11 protein-coding genes are annotated in these 12,869 nt (G+C 36.5%); all 11 read left to right on the top strand.

Going from position 1 to position 12,869, the window contains the following annotated elements:
• Positions 1–100 precede the first annotated feature (100 nt).
• The 11 genes from phoP (at position 101) to dnaI (ending at position 12,787) form a co-directional block, all read left to right on the top strand.
• Positions 101–820, top strand: coding sequence for a two-component system response regulator PhoP (gene phoP, locus NSQ69_RS22590; protein WP_002129355.1), 720 nt, complete (start codon positions 101–103; stop codon positions 818–820).
• Positions 813–2,576 (top strand): sensory box histidine kinase PhoR, encoded by a 1,764-nt coding sequence (gene phoR / locus NSQ69_RS22585; RefSeq protein ID WP_002167588.1) that lies wholly within the window; start codon positions 813–815, stop codon positions 2,574–2,576. The genes phoP and phoR overlap by 8 nt, the downstream gene beginning before the upstream one ends.
• 284 nt (positions 2,577–2,860) lie before the next feature.
• Positions 2,861–5,494: a DNA polymerase I gene (polA, locus tag NSQ69_RS22580; RefSeq protein ID WP_033731402.1), complete on the top strand. Its 2,634-nt coding sequence runs from the start codon at positions 2,861–2,863 to the stop codon at positions 5,492–5,494.
• Positions 5,495–5,506: 12 nt separating this feature from the next.
• A complete protein-coding gene (mutM, locus tag NSQ69_RS22575; RefSeq protein ID WP_002015480.1) occupies positions 5,507–6,337 on the top strand; it encodes a DNA-formamidopyrimidine glycosylase in 831 nt (276 codons plus the stop codon).
• Between the two features lie 72 nt (positions 6,338–6,409).
• Positions 6,410–7,042: a sporulation membrane protein YtaF gene (gene ytaF / locus NSQ69_RS22570; RefSeq protein ID WP_002129352.1), complete on the top strand. Its 633-nt coding sequence runs from the start codon at positions 6,410–6,412 to the stop codon at positions 7,040–7,042.
• A gap of 53 nt (positions 7,043–7,095) precedes the next feature.
• Complete coding sequence (gene coaE, locus NSQ69_RS22565; protein ID WP_002129351.1) at positions 7,096–7,698, top strand: dephospho-CoA kinase; 603 nt, start codon at positions 7,096–7,098, stop codon at positions 7,696–7,698.
• Between the two features lie 109 nt (positions 7,699–7,807).
• On the top strand, positions 7,808–8,836 hold the full coding sequence (locus tag NSQ69_RS22560) for a glyceraldehyde-3-phosphate dehydrogenase (protein ID WP_002129350.1): 1,029 nt from the start codon (positions 7,808–7,810) through the stop codon (positions 8,834–8,836).
• 385 nt (positions 8,837–9,221) lie between these two features.
• Positions 9,222–9,605 (top strand): adenosylmethionine decarboxylase, encoded by a 384-nt coding sequence (gene speD, locus NSQ69_RS22555; RefSeq protein WP_002003660.1) that lies wholly within the window; start codon positions 9,222–9,224, stop codon positions 9,603–9,605.
• Positions 9,606–9,801: 196 nt separating this feature from the next.
• Positions 9,802–10,263: a transcriptional regulator NrdR gene (gene nrdR / locus NSQ69_RS22550; protein WP_001203686.1), complete on the top strand. Its 462-nt coding sequence runs from the start codon at positions 9,802–9,804 to the stop codon at positions 10,261–10,263.
• A 145-nt stretch (positions 10,264–10,408) separates the two neighbouring features.
• Positions 10,409–11,815 (top strand): replication initiation and membrane attachment family protein, encoded by a 1,407-nt coding sequence (locus NSQ69_RS22545; protein ID WP_002184851.1) that lies wholly within the window; start codon positions 10,409–10,411, stop codon positions 11,813–11,815.
• Between the two features lie 33 nt (positions 11,816–11,848).
• On the top strand, positions 11,849–12,787 hold the full coding sequence (gene dnaI / locus NSQ69_RS22540) for a primosomal protein DnaI (protein WP_002015473.1): 939 nt from the start codon (positions 11,849–11,851) through the stop codon (positions 12,785–12,787).
• The last annotated feature ends 82 nt before the right edge of the window (positions 12,788–12,869 follow it).

The following is a 12,869-nucleotide window of genomic DNA, read 5'->3' as shown; positions in this document are numbered from 1 at the left end:
ACAATTATATTGAGGGAGACCTTGTTTTCTAGTATGATGAGAATAACGGGGAAAATACTAGGATGAAGAAGGTTTCAAGTCTATAACTTGGAGGAAAAGAATGAACAATCGTATTTTAGTAGTTGATGATGAGGAATTTATCTTAACTTTAATTGAATTTAATTTACAACAAGCTGGGTTTGAAGTTATTACAGCAATGGATGGAGAAATGGCGCTTCAAAAAGCGACTACAGAACGCCCAGATTTAATTATATTAGATTTAATGCTTCCAAAAATGGATGGTATGGAAGTTTGTAAAGAATTACGATTGCAGCGTATTATGACGCCGATTTTAATGTTAACAGCAAAAGATGATGAATTTGATAAGGTGCTAGGTCTTGAGCTTGGGGCTGATGATTATATGACGAAGCCATTTAGTCCAAGGGAAGTTGTTGCTCGTGTGAAGGCGATTTTGCGCCGTACGAAATTACAGCAGGAAGAACAAGTTTCAGAATCGCCAGATGAAGAGAGCATCAAAATTGGAGAGCTTAAAATTTTACCGGAGTTTTATGAAGCGTACTTCCAAGGAAGGAAACTGGAATTAACACCGAAAGAATTTGAGTTACTTGTTTATCTTGCGAAAAATAAAAGTCGTGTATTAACTCGTGACCAATTATTAAGTGCTGTATGGAATTATGATTTTGCCGGTGATACAAGAATTGTTGATGTCCATATTAGCCATTTGCGCGATAAAATTGAACAAAATACGAAAAAACCGACGTACATTAAAACGATACGTGGTTTAGGTTATAAATTAGAGGAGCCAAAAGTGGATGAATAAGTTTCGTTCCAGGCTTCTTTTTACATTTGTTTCTCTTATCGTTTTTATTTTAGTTGGACTAGGTGTATTATTAGAAACTGTATTTGAAAACTACTATATAGATCATGCTAAAGAGAGAATGATAAAAGAGACACAGTATGTTGCGGTATTAGCAGAAGAGCAAGGGTTTGATGCTGTTTTAAAAAAGCCTTATGTATTTGAAAAGTTAGAAGAAAAAATACCAGCTTCTATTATATTTGTTGATGAAAAAAAGAAAGTTCAATATAGCGGAGGGCAACCATCTGCATTTAATCAAGAGATGATTAAAGAACTTTCTTCTGAAGCAGCAAAACAACGAAGTAAAGTGATTACGCAAGAAACAGATCAAAAGAATGAATTTTATCATGCGGTGTTCGTTCAAGATCTAGCAGGAAAACAAGGATATATTTTGGTGAAAAGTACAATTGAGCCATTGAAAGACGTACATCAAAAAACGTGGGGATTATTAATTATAGGATTTGTTATCGCTTGTCTCGTAGTCGTATTTTTAGGTATGAAAATTACGGGGCAATATATTAGGCCGATTGAATCGGTTACGAAAGTTGCCATTGAATTAGCGAAGGGAAATTATAAAGCACGCGCTTATGAAAGTCATTCGGATGAAACAGGGATGCTGAGTAAAGCGATTAATATTTTAGCTCGTAATTTACAAGAGATGACTCTTGAGCAGGAAATGCAACAGGATCGTCTGCATACGTTAATTGAAAATATGGGAAGTGGAATGATTTTAATTGATAGCCGCGGTTATATAAACCTTGTAAACCGTTCTTATAAGGAAACTTTCCACGTAACAGATGAAGAATATTTAGATCGCTTATATTATGAATCGTTTCATCATACAGAAATTATTGAGCTTGTGGAAGAAATCTTTATGACAGAAGTGAAAGTGCGTAAACAAATGTTATTGCCGCTTGGAATTGAGCGAAAGCATTTCGAAGTATATGGAGCGCCAATTATTGGGACGAACCATGAATGGAAAGGTATTGTTCTTGTGTTCCATGACATAACAGAGTTAAAGAAATTAGAACAAATGAGAAAAGACTTTTTAGCGAATGTTTCTCATGAACTAAAGACGCCAATTACTTCTATTAAAGGTTTTTCAGAAACGCTCTTGGATGGGGCTATGGATAATAAAAAATTCTGCGAACATTTCTTACATATTATTTTAAAAGAAAGTGAACGCATGCAAGGATTAATTGAAGATTTATTAGACTTGTCAAAGATCGAGCAACAAGGGTTTAAACTAAATATGGGGACCGTTGATATGAAGGAACTTCTTGAAGATATTCATATGGTGCTTGATAATAAAGCGGGAGAAAAAGAAATCTCTTTACAAGTGAATGCATTAAAACGTGTCTCTGTCATTGGGGATCCAGGTCGCTTGAAACAAATCTTTATTAATTTAATTAATAACGCGATTGTATACACACCGGCTGGAGGCGTTGTTTCTGTTGAATTGGCAGAAGATAAATATAATGCTTATATAAAAGTATCTGATACTGGAATTGGTATTAGTAAAGAGGAAATCCCACGTATTTTTGAACGCTTTTACCGAGTGGATAAAGCAAGAAGTAGAAATACGGGTGGAACGGGTCTTGGTTTATCAATTGTAAAACATTTAGTTGAAGCGCATCAAGGTACGATTACAGTGGATAGTGAGGTTGGGGAAGGAACAACATTTACAGTTGTTTTACCAAAATCAGCTACTGAAAAATAGGATGAAGGATATTTACAATATATTAACAATGGCTTAATTAAATATTAATAAAGCTCTGTTAATATAATATATGAAAACCCCTTCATCCAAGGAGTAATTTTGGACGAGAGTAGTTATGCTATTCTCGTCACTTCCCTTTATGCCAATGTAAGTCTGTTTATATATGATAGAAAAAAACCGTTATTTTTCTTCTCTCTATTAGTCATGTTAATATAGAGAGAGGACAGGAACGGTTTTTTTCTGTGGGAAAAATCGTTTCAAATATGTATGGGGAGGTTTGTAGTTTGGAAAAAAAAGTCGTATTAGTAGATGGTAATAATATCGCGTATCGTGCTTTCTTTGCACTACCGCTTTTAAATAACGACAAAGGTATACATACGAACGCAATTTATGGTTTTACGATGATGTTAATGAGGATACTAGAGGAAGAAAAACCGACGCATATGCTTGTGGCGTTTGATGCGGGGAAAACAACATTCCGTCATAAAACGTATAGTGATTACAAGGGAGGGCGTCAAAAGACTCCACCTGAGTTATCAGAGCAATTCCCGTTTATTCGTGAGGTGCTTGATGCATTCAATGTACCGCGTTATGAGCTGGAAAATTATGAAGCGGATGACATTATGGGAACGTTAGCGAAAGAAGCGAGTGAGCAAGGGTTTCATGTTAAAGTTATTTCAGGAGATAAAGATTTACTGCAACTTGTTTCAGATAATACACTCGTATGTATTCCTCGCAAAGGGATTACGGAAGTAGATGAATATACGAAAGAAGCTTTATTTGAGAAATATAGCTTATCACCAAAGCAAATTATCGATATGAAAGGTTTAATGGGAGACCAATCGGATAACATTCCAGGTGTACCAGGTGTTGGTGAGAAGACAGCCATTAAATTATTAACGCAATTTGAAACAGTAGAAGCAGTATATGAAAACTTAGATCAAGTGAGTGGAAAGAAATTAAAAGAAAAGTTAGAAGCGAATAAAGAACAAGCTCTTATGAGTAAAGAACTTGCGACTATTATTACAGACGCACCGATTACTGTGCATGTAGATGATATGGAATATAAAGGGTATGAACCAAGCGATTTGATTCCAATGTTCGAGAATTTAGGATTTACATCCCTTTTAAATAAGTTAGGTGTTACGCCGGAGGAAACGGCTCCAGCTGAATTAGATGATATTACATTTGATATTGTAGAAGAAGTTACAGAAGAAATGCTTCAGCAAGATAGTGCGCTTATTGTTGAAGTGCAAGAAGATAATTATCATAAAGCCGATATTCAAGGTTTTGGTATTCAAAATGAAAATGGTTGTTACTTCATTCCAGCCGATGTTGCTCTTAAATCGGATGCTTTTAAAGAGTGGCTTGCAAATGGAGAAATGAGAAAACATACATTTGATGCGAAGCGTGCTATCGTTGCTCTCAAGTGGAAAGGTGTAGATATTCAAGGGATTGACTTTGATTTATTAATTGCCGCTTATTTACTTGATCCAGCCGATACAGATAAAGATTTCCGTACTGTAGCGAAAATGAAAGAAACGCATGCCGTAAAATCTGACGAAGAAGTTTACGGGAAAGGTGCGAAGCGTGCTGTTCCGGAGTTAGAGGTAGTAGCGGAGCATGTAGCTCGTAAAGTGCATGTATTATATGATGTAAAGCAAACGTTCTTAGAAGAATTAAAAAAGAACGAGCAATATGAATTATTTACGGAATTAGAATTACCACTTGCACGTGTATTAGCTGATATGGAAGTGAAAGGTGTAAAAGTTGATACGGAGCGTCTTCGTAATATGGGAGAAGAACTTGCAGGTAGATTAAAGGAAATGGAACAGGAAATTTATAAGCTTGCGGGAACAGAATTTAATATTAATTCACCGAAGCAACTTGGGGTTATTCTGTTTGAGAATTTAAACTTACCAGTTATTAAAAAGACGAAAACAGGTTATTCTACGTCGGCGGATGTATTAGATAAACTTATGGATCGTCATGAAATTATTCCAAATATTTTACATTACCGTCAATTAGGAAAGCTAAATTCAACTTACATTGAAGGTTTATTGAAAGTCGTACATGAAGATTCATCTAAAATCCATACTCGTTTTAATCAAGTGTTAACGCAAACAGGTCGATTAAGTTCAACAGATCCGAACTTACAAAATATCCCGATTCGCTTAGAAGAAGGAAGAAAGATTCGTCAGGCATTCGTTCCATCAGAAGAAGGATGGATCATGTACGCGGCTGATTATTCACAAATCGAACTTCGTGTGCTTGCTCACATTGCAAATGATCCAGGGTTAGTTGAAGCGTTCCGACATGACATGGATATTCATACGAAAACAGCTATGGATGTATTTGGTGTTGGGAAAGACGAAGTAACATCTAACATGAGACGACAAGCAAAAGCTGTTAACTTCGGAATTGTGTATGGTATTAGTGATTATGGTCTTTCGCAAAACTTAGGAATTACAAGAAAAGCAGCAGCGGAATTTATTGAAAAGTATTTAGAAAGTTTCCCTGGTGTACAAGAATACATGGATGAAATCGTAAAAGATGCGAAACAAAAAGGATATGTGGTTACATTATTAAATCGTCGCCGTTATATTCCGGAAATTACGAGTCGTAATTTCAATTTACGTAGCTTTGCTGAGCGTACAGCTATGAATACACCAATTCAAGGTAGTGCGGCTGATATTATTAAAAAAGCGATGATTATTATGGCAGATCGTCTAGAAGAAGAAGGATTACAAGCGCGTCTTCTTCTGCAAGTACACGATGAATTGATATTTGAAGCACCAAAAGAAGAAATTGAAAAATTAGAGAAGCTTGTACCTGAAGTAATGGAGCATGCAATTGAACTAGCCGTTCCATTGAAAGTTGATTATTCTTACGGTCCAACTTGGTACGATGCGAAATAAGGACGTGATGAAATGCCGGAATTACCAGAGGTTGAAAACGTTAGACGGACGCTTGAAAATCTTGTAACAGGAAAAACGATTGAAGATGTCGTTATTACTTATCCCAAAATAGTAAAACGACCGGATGATGCAGAAATTTTTAAAGAAATGCTAAGAGGCGAGACAATTGAAAATATAAAGCGAAGAGGTAAGTTTTTGCTTTTGTATGTAACGAACTATGTAATTGTTTCACATTTGCGCATGGAAGGTAAGTTTTTACTTCATCAAGAGGATGAGCCGATTGATAAACATACGCACGTCCGTTTCTTATTTACAGATGGAACTGAATTACATTATAAAGATGTGAGAAAGTTTGGTACGATGCATCTCTTTAAGAAAGGTGAAGAGTTGAATCAAATGCCTCTTGCTGACTTAGGCCCGGAGCCATTTGATGCTGAATTGACACCGCAGTATTTACAAGAAAGATTGCAAAAAACAAATCGTAAAATAAAAGTCGTATTATTAGATCAGCGTCTTTTAGTAGGGCTTGGAAATATATATGTAGATGAAGTGTTATTCCGTTCTCAAATTCACCCAGAACGAGAAGCTGCATCTTTAACAGAAGAAGAAATAGAAAGAATTTACGAGGCGATTGTTACAACGCTGGGCGAAGCTGTTAAGCGAGGCGGAAGTACAATTAGAACGTATATTAATTCACAAGGACAAATTGGTTCGTTCCAGGAACTTCTAAATGTATATGGGAAAAAAGGAGAACCGTGTGTGACTTGCGGTACGCTATTAGAAAAAACAGTTGTTGGCGGAAGGGGAACACATTACTGCCCAATTTGCCAACCTAGAATATAGAAAAGGGATAACATCGGATAGGCATTTGTCATATACATAGAGCAGAGCTATGTATAAGGGAGGAGCTTACCGATGTACCTTTATTTATCTCTTATTTTATTAGCTTTTACATTAAGCTTAGATAGCTGTAGTGTAGGGCTAACATACGGGTTAAGGAGCGTAAGAATTCCACTAAGATCAATTATAATTATCGGGATCTGTTCAGCAGCTGTAATGCTCGTTTCCATGGGAATTGGACATATGATCGCGAAAATATTTTCACCTGTTATCGCAACGCGTATCGGCGGATTTGTTCTTATTGGAATAGGTATTTGGGTATTATATCAATTTTTTCGAAGTGATAAAAAAGAAGAACCGAAGCAAGAGGAAAAGGTTTGGAAACTAGAAATTGCTTCGCTAGGGTTAGTGATTCAAATTTTGCGGAAGCCGACTGTTGCAGATTTTGATAAATCAGGAACTATCTCTGCAGGAGAAGCGCTACTTCTCGGTATCGCTCTTTCTATAGATTCGTTTGGTGCTGGAATTGGTGCATCTTTATTAGGTTATGCACCCGCGATGATGGCGGTATTAGTCGCGGTTATGAGTTCTTTATTTTTATTTATTGGAATGAAGCTCGGTACGATTTTATCAAATATGAAATGGTTACAAAAATTTACATTCCTGCCTGGGGTATTACTCATTATTATTGGAATTTGGAAAATGTAAGTATGGGCGTGGAACATTAGTTTCGCGCCTTTAATATTGTGAGGAGGATTATTATGACAGTAGTAATTGGATTAACAGGAGGCATTGCAAGCGGAAAAAGTACGGTATCAGAAATGTTTCGTGAAATGAGTATACCGGTTATTGATGCAGATATTATTGCGCGAGAAGTTGTAGAACGAGGAAAACCGGCATATAACAAAATTGTAGAGGTGTTCGGAACGGAAGTGTTACAAAAAGATGGAGAGCTTGATCGACCAAAGCTTGGGAGTGTCGTTTTTTATAATGAAGAAAAACGATTGCAGTTAAACGAAATTGTTCATCCTGCGGTGCGTGAAGAAATGAATGCACAAAAGGAGATGTACATAAAAGAAAGTATGCAAGCGGTTGTGTTAGATATCCCTCTTTTGTTTGAAAGTAAATTAACAAATCTCGTTGATCGTGTTTTAGTTGTAGCAGTCACACCGAATACGCAATTGGAACGTTTAATGAAACGAAATAACTTTTCAGAAGAAGAAGCAACGGCTCGTATTCAATCTCAAATGCCATTAGAAGAAAAAGTAAAGAAGGCAGATGAGGTAATTTATAATGATGGCACAATTACTGGAACGAAAACACAATTAGCTTCTATTTTGAAAGAATGGAACATTATTGATTAAAAAATTGTGAAATTAATGAAAATGCTTAGTGACATATCTCCTTTTTGTGTTATACTATTATTGGGATTGGAGATAAATAGTATAACGCATTCAAGGGGGATAACATATTATGACTCGTGTGGCAATTAATGGATTTGGACGTATCGGGAGAATGGTATTTCGTCAAGCAATAAAAGAAAGCGCATTCAAAATTGTAGCAATAAATGCAAGCTATCCATCAGAAACGTTAGCGCATTTAATTAAATATGATACAGTTCATGGAAAGTTTGACGGAACAGTGGAAGCATTTGAAGATCACTTACTAGTTGATGGGAAAATGATTCGCCTTTTAAACAACCGCGATCCAAAGGAGTTGCCTTGGAAAGATCTAGGTGTTGAAGTTGTAATTGAAGCAACTGGTAAATTTAACTCTAAAGAAAAAGCAATTCTTCATGTTGAAGCTGGAGCGAAAAAAGTTATTTTAACAGCACCTGGTAAAAATGAAGATGTAACAATCGTAGTTGGTGTGAACGAAGACCAATTAGATATCACAAAGCATACTGTTATTTCAAATGCATCTTGTACAACAAACTGTTTAGCGCCTGTTGTAAAGGTGTTAGATGAGCAGTTCGGAATTGAAAACGGTTTAATGACAACTGTTCACGCTTATACAAATGACCAAAAAAATATTGATAACCCACATAAAGATTTAAGAAGAGCGCGTGCTTGCGGACAGTCCATCATTCCAACAACGACGGGTGCTGCAAAAGCGCTAGCAAAAGTTCTTCCACACTTAAACGGAAAACTTCATGGTATGGCACTTCGTGTACCAACACCAAACGTGTCTCTTGTTGATTTAGTAGTAGACGTAAAACGTGATGTAACAGTTGAAGATATTAATGAAGCATTCAAAACTGTTGCAAACGGTGCATTAAAAGGAATTGTAGAATTCAGCGAAGAGCCTTTAGTGTCTATCGATTTTAATACAAATACACACTCAGCTATTATTGATGGTTTGTCTACAATGGTAATGGGTGATCGTAAAGTGAAAGTACTTGCTTGGTATGATAACGAGTGGGGCTACTCTCGTCGTGTTGTAGATCTTGTAACGTTAGTTGTTGATGAATTAGCGAAACAAAAAAATGTGCAACATATTTAAGTGAACGAGAGAGGGCAAGTGAAAATTTGCCCTCTTTTTTATTTTTTTCTGAAAAGGAAAAAAATTATATAAGTATATTTTTAAATAGTGGACATACCACGAAACGTTGGGATTACTGTATTCGTGAATCATTAATTTTTTTTAGGGAAAAGTAAAGAGGAAAATATGACAGAAAATCGAAAAAACTGTTGTTGCAAAATGAAAATAAACAAAGTATACTAACACTCGTAAACTTAAGAGCTGAGGTACGTAGTCACTACTTAAAGGGTTAGGACCTCTCTGGACTAACTTTCCCCCGTGGTAGTGGAGCAAGCCAAATTGCAAATTAGTTTTCAATTCGAACAGTTAGAATAAATTTACAAGGGGGAACTGTAGAATGGATACTATGGATACGATGGGTCGTCACGTGATTGCTGAACTTTGGGATTGCGATTTCGACAAGCTTAATGACATGCCGTATATTGAACAATTATTTGTGGATGCAGCACTAAGAGCTGGTGCTGAAGTACGTGAGGTTGCTTTTCATAAATTTGCACCACAAGGTGTAAGTGGAGTAGTAATTATCTCGGAATCACATTTAACAATTCATAGCTTTCCGGAGCACGGTTACGCAAGTATTGATGTTTATACTTGTGGGGATCGTATTGATCCAAATGTTGCTGCAGAATATATTGCAGAAGGTTTAAACGCGAAAACGCGTGAGAGCATCGAGCTTCCTCGAGGCACTGGTAGCTTCGAAATTAAGCAGAGAGAAACAAAAGCTCTTTAAAAAAGAACATAATTGATTTAAAATGTAAAGAGGTGTATAATGCACCTCTTTTTTAGTTTATATAAAATAGGATCACGATATGTAATAACTTAGAGTGGTCATTATAGAAGAATGAGTTATATAATATTGTATATATATTTTCACATGTAGGTGAGTAGCGAAAGAATAAAGATTATAGTGTAAAGGAGTGAATGAATTGCGTTGTCCATCCTGTTTTCATAATGGAACAAGAGTGTTAGATTCGCGTCCGGTAGACGAGGGGCGCTCTATTCGAAGAAGAAGAGAGTGTGAAAGTTGTTTAAGTCGCTTTACGACATTTGAAAGAGTAGAAGAATCACCTCTTATCGTTGTTAAAAAAGAAGGAACACGAGAAGAGTTTAATAAAGAGAAAATTTTACGCGGTTTAATTAAAGCGTGTGAAAAAAGACCTGTATCTTTAAGGCAGTTAGAGGAAGTAACACAAAGTGTGGAGCGTGAACTTCGTAACTTAGGTATATCAGAAGTGAAAAGTGATATGATTGGTGAAATTGTTATGGAAGAACTTCGTGATATTGATGATGTTGCGTACGTACGTTTTGCTTCTGTGTATCGTCAATTTAAAGATTTAAATGTATTTATTGAAGAATTAAAAGATATACTGCAAAAAGAGAGAGAGTAGAAGGAATCTCTTTATATACTGTAAGTAAACGAGATAAGAGAGCTAGAAGCGGAAGCTAATAGCTCTTTTTCGCTAATAAATTATATAATAAAGATAGAACGAGTGAAATGTAGGCTAGATTGGATGAGAGAAAGGAAAAGCAAGAATGGAAAAACAGTCATGGATGGAGCTATTGCCGATTGATCGTTATAAAGTAAGTGCGAAAGGGTTGTTACATAATTACGACCGGAAAGTATTAACGATGTTGTATCAGCCGTTAATAGGTAGTAGAGCTTTTAGCTTATACATGACACTATGGGGAGAGTTAGAGCAAGATCGTGTGTTTGGAAAAGAGAATACACATCACTCCCTTATGGTGACTATGCAAATGCAACTTCCTGAAATATATGGGGAACGAGTAAAGTTAGAAGCGATTGGTCTTTTAAATGTATATATTAAGAAAGAAAAAGATATTCGGATGTTTATATATGAATTGCAACCACCTTTATCTCCGAAGCAGTTTTTTGATGATATTGTTTTAAGTATCTTTTTATATAATCGCTTGAGTCGGACAAAATACAACCAAGTAAAGCAATATTTCTTAGAAGAAGAATTCGATTTTGCTTCTTATGAAAATGTTACGCGCTCCTTCAACGATATATTTGATTCGTTTAACCCAGGTCAGTTTGAATATGCGCAAGAAGAACTGCGTATCCCGAAAACGACAATTATGCCAAGTAACGAGAATGGGGATGCTCCGAAAGTTTGGAACGATTTCTTTGATTTCTCGTTATTTGTAGACGGACTATCAGCCCTTGTTCCTAAAAAGGCGATTACAGATCAAGTGAGAGAATGTGTTATTACACTCGCTTATGTGTACGGTGTGGATGTGTTATCGATGCAAAATATCGTTCTTGGCGCAGTGACAGAAGTGCAAACAATTGATATCGAAAGGCTTCGGAAGGGAGCACGCGATTGGTATCAATTCGAAAATGGTCAAGCGTTACCTGTATTAAGTGAAAGAGTGCAACCTCATGCTGCTCGTACAATGAAAGAGAAAGAGCCATCTACGCAAGAAGAGATGCTAATGAAACAGTTAGAGGAAATCTCGCCAAAACAACTATTGAAAGAGATTTCAGGCGGTGCAGAGGCGACGAAAGCGGACTTGCAAATCGTTGAGGATGTAATGACAAATCAAAAGTTAACGCCAGGGGTTGTGAATGTACTTATTTATTACGTTATGCTACGCTCAGATATGAAGCTTGCTAAAACGTATGTCGAGAAGATTGCTGGACATTGGGCGCGAAAAAAGGTCGGTACAGTAGGCGAGGCGATGGCGCTAGCGAAAGAAGAGAATCGTCAATATCAAGAGTGGGCTGAGACGAAGAAAAAAGGTCGTACAGCGAAGAAAACAGTGCGAAAAGAAATGGTACCAGATTGGCTTAAAGAAGAGTCGAAAGAAGAAGAGAAAGAACCTGTAAAAAATGACGTAAGTGCGAAAAAAGATGCAAGTACGTTAGAAGATGAACGGAAACGATTAGAAGAAGTATTGAAAAAATATAAGCGTGATTAATAAAAGAAAATGAACGCTCTTTGAGGTGAGAAAATGGAGCATATTCAAAATTCATTTACGAAATTAATGGAAAATAAAAACTTTAAAAATAGATATGAAGTCTTAAAGGCAGAAGTGATGGCGCACCCTCGTGTGAAAGAATTTATAGACGAACATAAAGGTGAAGTAACGACTTCTATGATTGAACGAAGTCTTGTGAAGTTATATGAATATATTGGACAAAGTGTAGGGTGTGCGGATTGTCCAGATTTAGGGTCATGTAAAAATATGCTACAAGGATATGAGCCGAAGCTCGTCATTCAAGGTAAGATGATTGATATTCAATACGATCGTTGTATTAGAAAAGTAGCATATGATGAGAGAAAAAAATATGAAAAACTCGTTCAAAGTGTATATATGCCGGTTGACATTTTGCAGGCAACTATGGAAAATTTAGACCCTTCAGATTTAGATGCACGTATTGATGCAATAGGTGCAACGAATGAATTTTTAAACACATACGAACCAGGTAAAAAAGCACAAGGTTTATATTTGTACGGTAAATTTGGTGTAGGGAAAACGTATCTTTTAGGGGCAATTGCAAATGAGCTTGCGCGAAAGAAAATTAGTTCGATGCTCGTATACTTCCCTGAATTTTTACGTGAAATCAAAAGTTCGATTCAAGATAATTCGATTAGCGGAAAGATTGATGCTGTCAAACGTGTACAAGTATTAATGTTAGATGATATCGGGGCAGAAGCGATGTCAAGTTTTGTACGTGATGATGTACTCGGTGCAATCTTGCAATTCCGTATGTTGGAAAACTTACCGACGTTCTTTACATCTAACTTTGATTTCAAACAGTTGGAACATCATTTAACGTATACACAGCGCGGTGAAGCAGAAGAGATGAAAGCGGCCCGTATTATGGAACGAATTAAATATTTAGCGAAGCCAATCCCAATTGGCGGGAAAAATCGTCGTAATAAGTAAAGAGCGAGCTGAGAAGCTTGCTCTTTTTTATCCCGCTATTGGCGGGCAGTAAGACTCCCACCTCAAAATTCGGCTGTAAAGC

The sequence above is a fragment of the Bacillus sp. FSL R10-2201 genome (genome assembly GCF_038008665.1).
Classification (GTDB): domain Bacteria; phylum Bacillota; class Bacilli; order Bacillales; family Bacillaceae_G; genus Bacillus_A; species Bacillus_A mycoides.
Note: the sequence above shows the minus strand (reverse complement) of the source record. Positions and strands in the feature narration are given on the sequence as shown.